Genomic DNA, 15186 nt, shown 5'->3' with positions numbered 1-15186 from the left:
CCTTTCTTTTATTTTGTTTTTTGGTTATTATTTGTTGTTGGTGTATTTACCTTAGTACCAGTATCTGTTCCTGTAGTAGGTTTAGTGCCAGTACCAGTGTCAGTACCTGTATCAGTGCCAGCGTCAGTGCCAGTACCAGTGTTTGTTTCAGTACCAGTACTTGTTCCAGTTCCAGTACCTGTTCCAGTGCCTGTGCCGGTCCCAGTTCCTGTACCTGTACCAGTCCCTGTTCCAGTACCACCGTTTTTTGTAGGTGTTGTAGGTGTTTTTGTCGGCGTTTTAGTAGTTGTTGTAGGTGCTTTTGTTGGTGTTTTTGCTGCATTATCCATAGTAGTTTTTGCATTATCAAATATAGTTATCATAGCTTGAAGTCTTTTTTGTAGCTGTGAATAAGTACTTTTATCTGTAACATTCTGCAAAGCTGCAGAGGCATTTTGGACTAACTGAGCATACCTAGCATATTGAGATTTATTAGTTAAAGAGAAACTTTCAAGTGCTGAAACAGCGTTCTTAGCAGAACTTTCGTTTGCAGCTACCTGCTGTGCATTTAGCTCCTCTGCTGTTTTTACATTTTTCTTAGTTACTACTGGTGTTTTAGCTTTAAATACGCTTTTTATCCTGCTACCATTTGGGTGCATTTTAATATAAAGTGTATTCATTAAAACCCCATTTCTAGTAACTACTGTATTAGGGCGAACAAAATCTTTTTGAACTAAACCTTGGTGTAGGTATTCCATATATTTTTTCCATATATGTCCGGGTTCGTTAGCACCAAACATGCTCTGAGGAGCAGGGGTATCATTTCCTACCCACACGGATGTTGTATAGTAAGGAGTGTATCCTACGAACCAGCAGTCTTTCGATTGATCTGTAGTTCCGGTTTTACCAGCAGCATAAGGGTAATTACTTAGGGATAAACCTCTTCCTGTTGAATAACTTTCTGTTAATACACTCTTTAAAGTATCTGTCGTAAGGTAAGCAGCACCACTATCATATACTTTGGTTTGCTTATGAGTATTTTCAAAAAGAACTTCATTAATTACTGTATTAGTTATTTTACGTACGTTAGTTGGTTCTGTAAATGTACCATTTCTTGAAAGAGTTGAATAAGCTGAAGCCATTTCTACTGGTGTAACACCTTTTGTAAAACCACCTATACCAACTATTGAGGATTTATCTTCAGGAGTTATATATTTAAACTCCATGTTTTGTAGATACTTAAGTGATTTCTTTACTCCAGTATTTCCTACTAACCTAACCGCAATAGTATTTATAGATATATCAAGTGCATATTTTAATGTTACTGACCCACGGTATGAAAAATCATCATTAGCTGGTCCATTAGCTATCGGTGCGTCAACATATTGGCTTGAAGGAATGTACTTTCCTTCAAAAGCAGGCGTATATGCTATTAGTGGTTTAATAGAAGAACCAGGCTGTCTTACCCCTAAAAAGGCTCTGTTAAACGTGTTACCGTCTTGGCTTCTACCTCCAACTATAGCTACTACTTCTCCTGTGCTATTGTCTATAGTTACGCTTGCACCTTGCTTCTTATATAATCCTGTTTTGCTATCTGTTTGTGTATATTGTAATAACGTATTATCTACTACACTTTGTAATTTTTTTTGTTTTAAGAGATCTATAGATGTGTCTATTCTATATCTTCCAGCAAGTAGTTGTTTTTCTTTTTCAGCATATGTATCATTATACTTTGTAAAATAGGCTTTTCTTTCTTTATCATTATTAAAAGAATATTGTGAAACAAAACCATCTTGCTCCATTAATTTTACGGTTGCATTGTGAACAGCATATTGCATACTGGAGTCCATAGCCTCTGTTTTTACAGTAGGTTTTACGTTTAACGTGATAACTTCTGCAGTTGCCTTATCATAATCACTTTGAGAAATTTTCTTTAGACTTAACATTTTATCTAGGACTAAATTTCTCCTCTTTATTGCATTATTCATGTGTTGAATTGGGTTATAAAAAGATGGATTGTTAGGAATAGCTGCTATCATAGCAATTTGGGATACATCTAAATCCTTGTTAGTTTTTTGAAAATAATACTGTGAAGCACTTTCAATACTATAACATCCATTACCGAAGTTCACGTTATTTACATAGAATTCTAGTATTTGTGATTTAGTATACTTTTGTTCTAGATCTTTTGCTATAACTGATTCTTCTAATTTTCTCCAAAGAGTTACGTCAAATGTAAGAAATACATTTCTTGCAAGTTGCTGAGTTATTGTAGAACCGCCTTGTAGTATAGTTCCTTTTGATTTTATATATACCCAAATAGATCGTCTTATACCTTTATAATCTATCCCATTATGATCATAAAACCTTTGGTCTTCTATTGAAGTAACAGCTTGGCCTACATATGGATTTAGATCTGCTTCTTTTGTGTAATAGTACGTAAAAGTTTTAAATTCCTTTATTAGCTTACCTTTATTATCATAAAATTGCGTTGGTTTCCTAGTATTAAAATCAGTTTCATTTATAGATTGAGCTATAGTGTTACCACTATTTATTGTAGCTTGTATCTTATCACCATATTTTATGTAACCAATTCCTGAAGCTACTGTTCCTAATATAAACATAATTGCGAAAAATATTAATAAGCCTTTAACGATTTTTTTCCATAGTTTCTTTTTTATTTTTGGTGTTTCTGTGACTTTTACAATTTCATTATCATCCATTAATATCTCCTCCTATTTTATAATAAAAAAAGAAATTGTCCAAGGCTAGGCTTGGACGACCGTGCATCATATATACGCTAAGGCGGTGAATGCTTGTGTAGAATTTAATACCTGGTCGCCACAGGTATTAGTATATCTCGACGTCTATATCATATTTTATTATTAATTTATTAGTGGACTTTTAGTATTTAAGACGTTTTATGACCCTCTTTTCAATACTGAAAATAAAATTAGTTTATTCACTAATAATATAATTTTTTTACATTTTTGTCAATAACACTATATATAAGGTTTATGTACCATTGTTGTTAATTATTCTAAAAATATAACAAAAATGTATGGACTAATTATTTACTTTCAAAAACATTTAATTTTTAATATTATATACTTAATTATCATAGTATATTGTACCATAAATGTTTGGTATTATATAAAATATTAACAAAAAGTTGGAAATTAATATAAATAATAGAAGATAAAAAAACAACCTACTTATAAGAGATCAAATTACTCACTTTTATAGTTAAATAGTACTGTTATAATTAAGTAATTATTAATGTATTTAAGTAATACTATTGTACTTTAATAAAATGTAAAAGTACATTAATATAATATTACACTTTATAGATAAAACGTAACAATCAATAGTTATTGTTGATTATAGATTAGTGAGTATCAATATCAAATGATATTGATATTGATACTCATCTATGCTATAGTGAATTAATAATATACTATAATTTTTCTATAAGGAGAAATACATATGGGAATAATAAAGTCAATATTTTATTTCATATTAGCGGGAGTATTTGAGATAGGAGGGGGATACCTTGTATGGATATGGCTGCGGGAAGGGAAAAGCATTATGTTCGCAGCTATGGGAGCGATAGCACTAATTTTATACGGCATAATTCCAACACTTCAACCTCCAAATGCTAATTTTGGAAGAGTATATGCAACTTATGGTGGTATATTTATTATATTATCAGTATTATGGGGATGGAAAATTGATAACATAACTCCAGATAAATTTGATTTAATTGGCGGAACTATAGCAGTAATCGGAGCTGCGATTATTATGTATGCTCCAAGAGGATAGTATATAAAAAGTTGTTAATTATATTTTCAATAACCTTCTTTACATATCAGTAATATAGTGATATTATAAATATAATTTAATAAACTAGTTAATTCTCATCAAGAGAGGTAGAGGGACCGGCCCGATGAAACCTCGGCAACCATCAGACATTTATTGCCTGGATAGGTGCTAATTCCTGCGTTAAGTTTATTGTAACTTAACGGAAGATGAGAGAGGTGCCTTTGATATTTATACCTCTTTCATCATTATATTTTGATGAAAGAGGTTTTTTGTTTTGAATTATATTAGTAATAAAATTTAATAGTGTCTTATCAAGAGAGGTGGAGGGAATGGCCCGATGAAACCCGACAACCAACATCATAATATGATGCATGGTGTTAAATCCTGTAGCATTGCTGCAAGATAAGAATAAGTTTGGAAGTAGTTCCTAAGTTTATTCTTGGGTTCTATTTTTTTTGAAAAAAATATATATGAATGCGCATGAAGTTAATATCAAGAGTTAAAGATAGATGATAATAGTGAAAAGGAGAAGGGATATCATGATTAAAGTGAGTGGTGTATGTAAAAGTTTTTCAGAGGTAAAAGTATTAAGTGATGTTTCCTTTACAGTTGAGAAAGGTGATATATATGGAGTTATAGGTCACAGTGGTGCTGGTAAATCCACTTTACTTAGATGTTTTAATGGACTTGAAACCTACGATGCAGGTTCTATTAATATAATGGGCAAAGGGGTAAAGGAACTAAGCAGGAGAGAGCTTCGTGAATTTAGAAAAGAAGTAGGAATTATATTCCAAAGTTTCAACCTCATTAATAGTAAAAACGTTTTTCAAAATATAGCTTTTCCACTAGAAGTATGGGGAAAGGATAAAGAGTCCATTAAGAAAAGAGTAGATAGTTTAATAGATTTAGTGGGACTTAATGATAAAGTTAGCACAAACGTAAAACAGCTTAGTGGAGGCCAGAAACAAAGGGTTGGAATCGCGAGAGCATTGGCACTTAATCCAAAAATATTACTATGCGATGAAGCGACATCTGCATTGGACCCTAAAACTACAAAATCTATATTGCAGCTTTTAAGAGATATCAATAACAAGTTTAATATAACAATTGTTGTAGTTACCCATCAAATGGAAGTGGTAAAAGAAATATGTAATAAATTTATCCTTTTAGAAGGGGGCAAAATTAAAAGCCGTGGATTTACTGATGAATTATTTATTAAGCCAACAAAAGAAATGAAAATACTTATTGGTGAGGAAGAATTATTACCTAGTACGGGCCATAACATTAAAATATTTTTTACAAAGGAAATTACTCAGAGTTGCCTTATAACGTCATTAGCAAGGGAATTAGATATTGATTTCTCTATAGTATGGGGGAGGCTTGAAAAATTTCGCGATAATGTAATGGGTAGCCTTATAATAAATACAAATGAAGAAAATAAGAATAAAATAATAAATTATTTAGATGATAAAGCTATAGAGTGGGAAATTGATAATGATTTGCTGTAAATTGGGCAGTAAAAAGAGGATAACAAGTAATAATTGTTATAGGCTATTAAAATACAAGGAGGAGCATAAATGATATTTAAAGATATTTTATTACCTGCACTAATAGACACATTATATATGGTAACATTATCTACAATTTTCACAGTTATTTTAGGATTTATTTCGGCAGTTGGTTTAATTGTAACAGCTCCGAAAGGTCTAAGGCCAAATGCTTTAATATATAAAAGTTTAAATTTAGTAGTTAACATACTTCGTTCTTTTCCGTTTATCATATTAATGATATCTATATTCCCTTTAACGAAGCTTATTGTTGGAACAACTATAGGTACTAATGCAGCTATAGTTCCACTAACGCTTGGAGCGGCTCCTTTTGCTGCAAGGATAATAGAGTCTGCATTATTAGAAGTCGACTATGGCATTATTGAAGCAGCTAAATCCTTCGGGGCAAAAACTCATCAAATTATATTTAACGTTATGTTAAAAGAGGCAATGCCATCTATAGTTCTTGGCATTACTTTAACAGTAATAAATATTATAGGCTACTCAGCTATGGCTGGAACAGTTGGTGGAGGTGGTCTTGGAGATGTAGCACAAAAATATGGCTACTATAGATTTAAGACAGACATTATGATATACACTGTAATAATATTAATTGTAGTTGTGCAAACTATTCAAGCCTTAGGAAATTTACTATATAGTAAAATGATAAAGTAAATTTGTTATTATATAGGATTAAAATAATAATATAGGACTAATAGTCCTAATATTAAGTACTCACAAAGATTACAAGGGGGATTTAAAATGAAAAAATTATTAAGTATATTATTATCAATAGTTGTGATTTTCGCATTAGGTGGTTGTGGAACTAAAAAAGAGGCCGTTGAAACAGATAAAAAGATTATTACAGTAGGTGCCTCACCAGTTCCTCATAAAGAAATATTAGAGGTTGTAAAACCACTTCTTGCAAAAGAGGGATATACCCTTAAAATAGTAGAATTTACTGACTATGTAACACCAAACACAGCACTCGCTGAAAAACAACTAGATGCTAATTTCTTTCAACATGTACCTTATCTAAAGGAATTTAGTAAAGAAAAAGGTCTAGACCTAGATTATACAGTAAAAGTTCATATTGAACCTATGGCTTTATACTCTACAAAATATAAAAAGCTTACTGATATAAAAGACGGATCTAGTATAGCTATTCCAAATGATCCTACAAATGGAGCAAGAGCACTTAGAGTACTTGAGAAAGCAGGGTTATTAAAATTGAAAAGTGGAGATCTTATATCTAAGCTTGATATTACAGAAAATAAAAAGAACTTAAAAATAACTGAATTAGAAGCACCTCAACTTCCAAGAGTCTTAAAAGATTTGGATGCAGCGGTTATAAATTCTAATTATGCAATGGAAGCTAATTTAAAGTTAACAGATGCGTTAGCTGTTGAAGCAAAAGATTCGCCTTATGCAAATGTACTTGCAGTTAGAAAAGAAGATAAGAACAAACCCTATATAAAGGCGCTTTCAAAAGCATTAACTTCCCCAGAAGTTAAAAAATTCATTGCAGAGAAATACAAAGGTGCTGTAATTCCTGCATTTTAAGAATAATAATTAGATTAAACCATAAAAAAGAGGTAAATTAAAGTATTTATAGAATACTTTAATGTACACAATATATATAATTATTTTTTTCTGAGAGAAACAAGGAGGTATTTATGAAAACATTAAAAGGTACAAGAACAGCTGAAAATCTTATGAAATCTTTTGCGGGTGAATCACAAGCTCGAAACAGATATACTTATTATTCGTCTGTAGCAAAAAAAGAGGGTTATATTCAAATATCTAAGATATTTATTGAAACAGCAGATAACGAGAAAGAACATGCTGAAAGATTCTTTAAATTTGCAAACAAAGATTTATGTGGAGAAGTAGTAGAAATTAATGCAACATATCCTGTAGCACTCGGAGATACCAAAGCAAATTTATTAGCAGCAGCAAATGGAGAAAATGAAGAGTGGTCAGATCTTTATCCATCTTTCGCAGAAGTTGCGGAGAAAGAGGGATTTCCAGATATTGCGTTCCTATATAGAAGAATTTCTGAGGTTGAAAAACATCATGAAGAAAGATACAGACAATTATTAAGTAATGTAGAAAATAACAAAGTATTCGATAAAGATGAAGTAGTTACTTGGAAATGTAGCAACTGTGGTTATATATTTGAAGGGAAAAGTGCTCCTAAAGTATGTCCAGCATGTGCTCATCCACAAGGATATTTTGAAATATTCTGTGAGAAATTCTAAATATATCAATATGGTGTTAAATAGAATGGAATAAATTAAATTCCACAATAATATATAAATAAAAGGATAAACCCTCATTTTAATTTAATTAATTTGAGGGCTTTTTTTATTAAAATTATATAAGTTTTTAATTAAAAACCCTTAGTCTATAAGCATTAAGTGCTGTATCGTAAAGTTTAGTCATTAGTTTATAATTGGCATATCCACCAACCGCTGCTCCAATTCCTGGAACAAGCTGCAACATTTTTGCCAAATCTATGTAATCCCGATATTCTTGTTGAAAGGTTGTCCAGTCGAAAGAACTTATATCAGTAGGTAATTCTTTTACATAAGTTTCCCAGTTGGATATTTGCGTGTATATTTCAAGTCTTCTTTTGTCACTAGAAAAAGCTAACTGAAAAACGTATAGAATATATAATCTTTCTTTATAGCTACGTACATCAAAACCATAAATACTAGCTATTTCAAATAAAAATTTTACTTTTAAACTCAAAAGGATGGGGAAATCTGTAAGGCCAACTAGAATTCCGGCAGCACCTGTTCCAGCTCCACTTACAGTAGCAGATGTTCTATAAAATTCAATCGCCTTTTTTGCTAAAATCTCGCGTTCTTGAAGTGACATATTAGTAACTGGGCGTTTTGAGCTGAATTCTGAACCAGCAAGTACTAGTTTTGCCATATTTTCAACTGATGTATTGATAACGTTTTGAACTTTAGCAGGAATTAAGTTATTCATCTTATTTTGTATTCCTTTAGCCATTCCACTTGAGAAAGAGGGTTTCTTTTTCATTTTTTCTTGCCATATAAACATTTCTTTTAGTGCACTATCTTCGTAGTTATTCATATTTTCCCCCTTATAAAAATTTAATGTTATCACTATAATGATACAATTACTTGTTTTTTATACAACTTTCTCCTGATGCACTTCTACGTATGTCTTAATAATAATTATAACAATAAATAGGCAATATATTAGTTTTAAATATAATATATATTGGTTAATTATTTATTTTATAATGAGAGTAAAGTGATTACTTTCTATGCCCAATGTAGGTAGAGCTGTCAGTTGTAAAATATAGATATTCAGTGTAAAATATTTAATGTATACAATTAAAATGCTAGAGAAAAATTAGGATGAGTTATCATGTAGATTCTAGATAAGTATCTAAGTATATCATGATTATAATATTCAAGGGAATTGATAATATTAAAAAAATGCGGAGAAAAGAGGGAGTACTAGATGCCAGAATGGCTTTTGAAAAAGGATAATTATGTTCCTTCTGTTGAAAAGAGCACTTTTATAAATAAAAGTATCTTATCTATTATAAAGATGCTAACGAAATTTAGTTATAATGCTGAGCATAAGCCTGATAGATTTGGAATTAACACTATAACTATACTTATATCTGCAATACTAATTATAATCTTTGTATCACTCTCAAGAAGTTTTCAATTTCTTATGGTAATAGACGTTTTTCTACTACTTATTATTAGTGTACTTAAAGTAGACGAAATAAAGCATATAATACGAATGGTAAGCGTAGTTACAATTTTTACTGTAATTATTCTACTACCATCTTTTCTTATGGGAAATGAAAATAACAGTATAATGATATTAATTAAAACCATAATAACCGTAACTGTGGTAAATATTACATCATCAATAACTAGGTGGAATGATATAACTAAGACTTTAAAACTATTATTTATACCAGATATTTTCATTTTAGTTTTAGATATCACTATTAAATACATTGTAATCTTTGGAGAATTTTCTTTGAATATGTTATATGCTCTTAGATTAAGATCTGTAGGAAAAAATAAGAATAAAAATACTTCGATATCGGGTATTATTGGTACAGTGTTTATAAAGTCAAAAGAAATGGCTGAGGAAATGTATGGAGCAATGGAATGTAGAGGGTTTACAGGAGAATATAAAATATATACAAAGTACAGATTTAGGTTTAATGATATTCTATGTATTATAATTGATATAGGTATAATAGGTTCATATTTTTATTTTGTTAGGGTGTGATTTTATTGATCAAGCTAAAAAATATATATTACTCATATGATAGCGGTGCCATAGCACTCAAAGATGTTAATTTAGAAATCGATTCAGGTGAAGCAGTAGCTTTTATAGGGCCAAACGGAAGTGGGAAATCTACACTTATGAAGCTAATAAATGGACTAGTTAACCCAAGTAGAGGAAGCTATAACTTTGATGGATCAGATATAACATTAAAACAACTTAAGAGTGATATGTTTTTAAAAATGTTTCATAAAAAAATTGGATTTGTATTTCAAAATTCAGAAGTACAACTTTTTTGCGCAAATGTGTATGACGAAATAGCTTTTGGTATAAGGCAAATGAATATGTTAGAGGATGAGGTTCAAAAAAGGGTTGGGGACATTTTAAATTTACTTCAGATTGAGGACCTAAAACATAGACAGCCTTATCATCTAAGTGGAGGAGAAAAAAGAAAGGTAGCTATTGCCTCAGTACTTGTCATGAATCCTGAAGTGCTAGTTTTTGACGAACCTATGAATGGACTTGATCCTCAGGCAAAAAGGTTTCTAAAAGAATTGATGATAACCTTAAATAAGGCGGGGAAAACAATTTTGTGCTCAACTCATGATTTCGAGTATGTAAAAGGTGTATTTAAGAGAGTTGTTGTATTCTCAAAAGATCATACAATTATAAGAGATGGTGATTACAAAGAAATAATGGAAGATAATGAGTTTTTGTTCCATAATAACATAATTTAAAGATAAGGTCCTATAATAGGGCCTTATTTTATTTTTTTAAAAAATACTACTTTTGTTTTTGTAAACTATCAATATATTCCACCATTTTAGATTGGTTTTTTACTAATATTTTTTGATTATCAATTAGTAAATCCATTTTTTTATGTAGATCTTGAATGATCAATTCTGATTTAAGATTAACCTTATAATCATTTTTTGATTTTATTCTGTCTTTGTCTTCTTGTCTATTTTGGCTCATCATAATTACTGGTGCTTGTATAGCAGCAGTGCAAGATAGAACTAAATTAAGAAGTATAAATGGAAATGGATCAAATAATTTCTTGAAAATAGTATTTAAAACTATCCATATTGCAATAATTGCCAATGCAATTATTATAAAACTCCAACTTCCCACTGAAGCTGCTATTTTATCAGCCATCCTATTCCCAAAAGTGGTATTTTTTGCATGAGCAACTGTGCTATCTTTGGATATCCTATTTCCCATAAGTTCATGTAATAAATCTTCTTCAATATCGTTAAAAATCTCTCCTTGATCTATTATTTCACGTACGAGTTTTTCTGAATTTGATTTATCATTTTCATTTTCCATATGAATATCCTCCCCTCTACAAAGTGAAATGTTTATATAATTTACTTTAGAATAAATCTATCGTTCCATTTGCTATATGACATTAGTATACTATACTTTACCTTTTTCTTATACTTATAAGGTTACTTCCATTTAGTGTGATTTGACTTAACTAGGGTAAAGGGGTGCTACATGATAAATTACTTGAATAGATTTAAAAAATGTAGTCCAGTGGATTGCTAAAATTATTCCTAGTATAATAAAAGAGAAGTAATGTTTAGATTGCTTTAATTTCATGCTTTTTTTAAAATAAAGGAGTATGATTAATAAAAAGATACTAGAAAACAAAACTCTCCCAAACACAATTATTATTGCTGGCATTTATAGCAGTTTAGCAAACTAATCCGGACAAGCCAAATAAAAAAACTGCTAAATGAATATTAAGTAAACTTTTATTTTTCATGTAATTACTCCAATTCAACCTTAAGGTTGCATTATAATTGAGGTTAAAGCGCTTGTAAGAGCTCGAAATCAAGTAAAATAAAATAAAAAATATGTATATTATAATATTGTATCATTTAATACTATTGATAAGTTAGATTATATTTGTTAAAATAGATTGAAAGACATAATGAGTTATTGACCCAGTGGGACAATTTAATCCCCACTAATTATAATGGAAATAAATTACCATCTACATAAGGAAGGAGATAATATTATGATTTATTCATCAGAAGTTTCAGAAATGATTTGTGTTGCTAAAGGACCTAATCATGGTTCAGCACCAATTCCTGAAGAAGGAAAATGGGTACAAAGTAAAGAAATTAAAGATATCTCAGGTTTAACACACGGAATAGGTTGGTGTGCTCCTCAACAAGGTGCCTGTAAGCTTACATTAAACGTTAAAGACGGAATAATACAAGAAGCATTAGTTGAGGTAATAGGATGCTCAGGTAGTACTCACTCAGCTGCAATGGCATCAGAAATACTTCCAGGAAAAACTATATTGGAAGCATTAAACACAGATTTAGTTTGTGATGCAATAAACACAGCTATGAGAGAGTTATTCCTTCAAATAGTATACGGAAGAACTCAAACTGCATTTTCAGAAGGTGGACTACCTATAGGCGCTGGACTTGAAGATTTAGGAAAAGGTCTTAGAAGTCAAGTTGGAACAATGTACGGAACACTCGCTAAGGGACCAAGATACTTAGAAATGGCTGAGGGTTATGTATCTAATATTGCACTAGACAAAAACAGTGAAATAATAGGTTATAAATTTGTTCAATTAGGAAAAATGATGGAAATGATTAAAACAGGTATGGATGCTAACGAAGCTATGAAAAAAGCTACTGGAACTTATGGTAGATTTGACGAAGCAGTAAAAGTAATCGACCCAAGACAACAATAATATAAAAAGGAGGAATAATTAAATGGCTTTATTTGAAAGTTACGAGAGAAGAATAGATCAAATATTACCCGTATTAAGTAAGCACGGAATAAATTCACTAGAAGATGCAAGAAAAATATGTGAAGAAAAAGGTATTGATGTTTTTGAAATAGTTAAAGGAATTCAACCTATAGCATTTGAAAATGCTTGCTGGGCATATGCAGTCGGAGCAGCTATTGCAATTAAAAATGGTTGTACTAAGGCAGCAGACGCAGCAGTATATATAGGCGAAGGACTTCAATCATTTTGTATACCAGGTTCTGTAGCTGACGACAGAAAAGTTGGAGTTGGACATGGTAACTTAGCAGCTATGCTTTTACGTGAAGAAACTAAATGTTTTGCATTTTTAGCTGGACATGAATCATTTGCTGCTGCTGAAGGCGCAATTGGCCTTGCAAGAGCTGCAAACAAAGTAAGAACAGTACCTTTAAAAGTAATACTTAATGGTCTTGGAAAAGATGCAGCTTATATAATTTCAAGAATTAATGGTTTTACTTATGTTCAAACTAAATTTGATTACTATACAAGTAAATTAACAGTAGTTAAAGAAACAGCTTATTCTGATGGAGAAAAAGCTAAAGTAAGATGTTACGGAGCAGATGATGTACGTGAAGGCGTTGCAATAATGCATTCTGAGGGAGTAGACGTTTCTATAACAGGAAATTCTACAAACCCAACAAGATTCCAACATCCAGTTGCTGGTACTTACAAGAAAGAATGCCAGGAACAAGGTAAGAAATTCTTCTCAGTTGCATCAGGTGGTGGTACAGGAAGAACACTTCACCCAGATAATATGGGAGCAGGTCCTGCATCATACGGCATGACTGATACAATGGGAAGAATGCATTCAGATGCACAATTCGCAGGTTCTTCATCAGTGCCAGCTCACGTTGAAATGATGGGACTTATAGGTATGGGAAATAATCCTATGGTTGGAGCTTCTGTTGCAGTTGCGGTTGCAGTAGAAGAAGCAATGAATAAATAAGATTTATAAATCATTTACCTAAAAAGCGATACACGTCTATTAGTATAAATCTAATAGACGTGTATCTTTTTTTGTACCGTTTTTTAGGAATGGGAGATGTAATAATATGGTTGATGTTTATTCATCTTCTTCATCTTCACAGTCATCTTCATCTTCACAGTCATCAGAAGAAGGATCACACCAAGGATCGCACCAAGGATCGCTCCAAGGATCTGAACAATTAGTAAAAGAATCATCACAAAAGTCCTCAAAATCATGTCTATTTTCACACTTTGACATAGTATCACTTCCTTATATTTAGACAGTATATATTATGAAGCACAATAAAAAATGACACTAAACTTAATGGAATTATGATTTTTTTAAAAATTTAATAGTGTTAGAAGCTTTGAGAGATGTCTTGGAGCTTTTTTTATTTTTTGTAAGTATAAATTATAATCATAATACTTAAAATGTGAAGAGAGGTTATAACCACCTAAATGTCATGAATGCAAATAAATGCAAATAAATGCAAATAAATGCACAGAAAATGAGTATATTTACACATTTATAAGTAATATGATACATTTTTATATATTTTTACACACAATAATAGTATAATGATAGGAATGACCGAAAGGAAGTTATACATGAAAGAGAAAAGTGATAATTTAAGAATAAATATAAGTTTTAAGAATAACAACCAAGATATGATTTTGTACAGTTATCTTAAAAAAAAGCGAGATAAATCTAATTATATTAAGGACTTAATTGAAGCAGATATGGTAAAAGATAAAAAATAGTTTTAAGTAAATGATTAATAAGAGTGGGATTTAGCTATTATCTTTTATGGTAGAATCAAAATCTAAAAATTTATAAAAACAAAGGAGAGATTCATTATGTCCACACCATTAACGTTGTTTCTTATAGGTTCGATTTTATCATTGGATTTACTTATATTAATAACGATGAAATATATAATTTTAATGACCAATTGGATTAAAGATTTACAAGGCAACTCAAAACAGGAGGATGAAACCATTTTACAGTTTCATACTCCAAAACCCGATGTGGTTGTTGTAAAATCCAAAATCAAAGGATCAAATGTGTTATATTTTGATTCATATTCCAAGGTTAAATAGGAACTTTTAATATTGATTTAATTCACTCTTTATTTAATAGGAAGCAATAAGTAAATAAGATTTATTTGGGCTAATACAATAAGGAGCGTCATCTGATTTTTCCAAAATCATAATAAAGTTTAGTAATAATAGACGACGAACAAGCCCTGTATTTAGCTTTTATCGGCTAAATACAGGGACTTTTATTTTGCTTATATTCATATGATATAATGCCTACGTTATTCCTTTCCATATTTTATAACATTAACATCGGTAGTTATAACTAGCCCCTCTTTTACCATTTCATTTACTATTGGCATTGCTTTCTTAATCATTGCGTATTCATCAATTACTTCAATAATAATAGGAAGACTTGAACTTAAATCTAGTATTTTCATATCGTGGATTGCTCTTGACTTACCATAACTCTCAAGCCCTCTTGTAACTGTTACACCTGCCATACCAATCTCCTTTAACTTTATAACTAATGCATGATATAGATTATGGCCTTTATACCTAGAATCCTCACTCAAATAAATTTTTAAAATTTTACAATTATCGCCTGGTTTCATTTTTATCCTCTCCTTTTATATCCGATAGTGTTAACACTATCTTTGTTTTATTTATTTGAATCCTTGCATTAGCAAGGGTTTAAGCTACTTTTATAATAAAAAAAACAATGACCCCCTCTATTTGTTATAATTG

The 15186-nt window shown here is 30.8% G+C and carries 16 protein-coding genes and 2 riboswitches; of the genes, 11 read left to right on the top strand and 5 right to left on the bottom strand.

Translation table 11 applies throughout. From position 1 onward, the window contains the following. Positions 1-8: 8 nt before the first annotated feature. Positions 9-2702, bottom strand: coding sequence for a transglycosylase domain-containing protein (locus LGK95_RS16405; RefSeq protein WP_226125854.1), 2694 nt, complete (start codon positions 2700-2702; stop codon positions 9-11). Between the two features lie 763 nt (positions 2703-3465). On the opposite strand from LGK95_RS16405, the gene LGK95_RS16400 reads away from it, so the two are divergent. The 5 genes from LGK95_RS16400 (at position 3466) to rbr (ending at position 7609) form a co-directional block, all read left to right on the top strand. Beyond that, a complete protein-coding gene (locus tag LGK95_RS16400; protein ID WP_226125853.1) occupies positions 3466-3801 on the top strand; it encodes a YnfA family protein in 336 nt (111 codons plus the stop codon). A gap of 92 nt (positions 3802-3893) precedes the next feature. Then, positions 3894-4014: riboswitch (SAM riboswitch) on the top strand. 92 nt (positions 4015-4106) lie between these two features. Beyond that, positions 4107-4210: riboswitch (SAM riboswitch) on the top strand. 130 nt (positions 4211-4340) lie between these two features. Then, complete coding sequence (locus tag LGK95_RS16395) at positions 4341-5309, top strand: methionine ABC transporter ATP-binding protein (RefSeq protein WP_226125852.1); 969 nt, start codon at positions 4341-4343, stop codon at positions 5307-5309. Between the two features lie 69 nt (positions 5310-5378). Continuing rightward, positions 5379-6023: a methionine ABC transporter permease gene (locus LGK95_RS16390; protein ID WP_264174587.1), complete on the top strand. Its 645-nt coding sequence runs from the start codon at positions 5379-5381 to the stop codon at positions 6021-6023. 87 nt (positions 6024-6110) lie between these two features. Continuing rightward, positions 6111-6911, top strand: coding sequence for a MetQ/NlpA family ABC transporter substrate-binding protein (locus tag LGK95_RS16385; RefSeq protein WP_226125851.1), 801 nt, complete (start codon positions 6111-6113; stop codon positions 6909-6911). A gap of 113 nt (positions 6912-7024) precedes the next feature. Beyond that, complete coding sequence (gene rbr, locus LGK95_RS16380) at positions 7025-7609, top strand: rubrerythrin (protein WP_226125850.1); 585 nt, start codon at positions 7025-7027, stop codon at positions 7607-7609. 127 nt (positions 7610-7736) lie between these two features. Here the strand turns inward: rbr and LGK95_RS16375 are convergent, their stop codons facing one another. After that, positions 7737-8453: an EcsC family protein gene (locus LGK95_RS16375; RefSeq protein ID WP_226125849.1), complete on the bottom strand. Its 717-nt coding sequence runs from the start codon at positions 8451-8453 to the stop codon at positions 7737-7739. Between the two features lie 396 nt (positions 8454-8849). On the opposite strand from LGK95_RS16375, the gene LGK95_RS16370 reads away from it, so the two are divergent. After that, on the top strand, positions 8850-9644 hold the full coding sequence (locus tag LGK95_RS16370; RefSeq protein WP_226125848.1) for an energy-coupling factor transporter transmembrane component T: 795 nt from the start codon (positions 8850-8852) through the stop codon (positions 9642-9644). A 5-nt stretch (positions 9645-9649) separates the two neighbouring features. Beyond that, positions 9650-10378, top strand: coding sequence for an energy-coupling factor ABC transporter ATP-binding protein (locus LGK95_RS16365; protein WP_226125847.1), 729 nt, complete (start codon positions 9650-9652; stop codon positions 10376-10378). A 46-nt stretch (positions 10379-10424) separates the two neighbouring features. On the opposite strand, the gene LGK95_RS16360 is transcribed toward LGK95_RS16365, so the two are convergent. After that, entirely contained in the window at positions 10425-10967 is a 543-nt protein-coding gene (locus LGK95_RS16360; RefSeq protein WP_226125846.1) for a DUF1003 domain-containing protein, read from the bottom strand. Between the two features lie 697 nt (positions 10968-11664). Here LGK95_RS16360 and LGK95_RS16355 point away from each other — a divergent pair. Both LGK95_RS16355 and LGK95_RS16350 read left to right on the top strand, forming a co-directional pair. Then, positions 11665-12357, top strand: coding sequence for an iron-sulfur cluster assembly scaffold protein (locus LGK95_RS16355; protein WP_226125845.1), 693 nt, complete (start codon positions 11665-11667; stop codon positions 12355-12357). Between the two features lie 22 nt (positions 12358-12379). Then, positions 12380-13381, top strand: a complete 1002-nt coding sequence (locus LGK95_RS16350) for a GGGtGRT protein (RefSeq protein WP_226125844.1) — start codon at positions 12380-12382, stop codon at positions 13379-13381. Positions 13382-13498: 117 nt separating this feature from the next. On the opposite strand, the gene LGK95_RS16345 is transcribed toward LGK95_RS16350, so the two are convergent. Beyond that, the gene (locus tag LGK95_RS16345; RefSeq protein ID WP_226125843.1) at positions 13499-13660 is read right to left on the bottom strand and encodes a hypothetical protein; all 162 of its coding nucleotides are present in this window, start codon (positions 13658-13660) and stop codon (positions 13499-13501) included. Between the two features lie 350 nt (positions 13661-14010). On the opposite strand from LGK95_RS16345, the gene LGK95_RS16340 reads away from it, so the two are divergent. Both LGK95_RS16340 and LGK95_RS16335 read left to right on the top strand, forming a co-directional pair. Next, on the top strand, positions 14011-14163 hold the full coding sequence (locus tag LGK95_RS16340) for a hypothetical protein (RefSeq protein ID WP_226125842.1): 153 nt from the start codon (positions 14011-14013) through the stop codon (positions 14161-14163). 96 nt (positions 14164-14259) lie between these two features. Beyond that, a complete protein-coding gene (locus LGK95_RS16335) occupies positions 14260-14502 on the top strand; it encodes a hypothetical protein (protein ID WP_226125841.1) in 243 nt (80 codons plus the stop codon). A 218-nt stretch (positions 14503-14720) separates the two neighbouring features. Here the strand turns inward: LGK95_RS16335 and LGK95_RS16330 are convergent, their stop codons facing one another. After that, positions 14721-15053, bottom strand: a complete 333-nt coding sequence (locus tag LGK95_RS16330) for a DUF190 domain-containing protein (protein ID WP_226125840.1) — start codon at positions 15051-15053, stop codon at positions 14721-14723. Between the last annotated feature and the right edge of the window lie 133 nt (positions 15054-15186).

It is taken from the genome of Clostridium algoriphilum (assembly GCF_020443705.1).
GTDB lineage: Bacteria > Bacillota > Clostridia > Clostridiales > Clostridiaceae > Clostridium_AD > Clostridium_AD algoriphilum.
The sequence above is the reverse complement of the archived record's forward strand: the minus strand, read 5'-3'. Positions and strand labels throughout refer to the sequence as shown.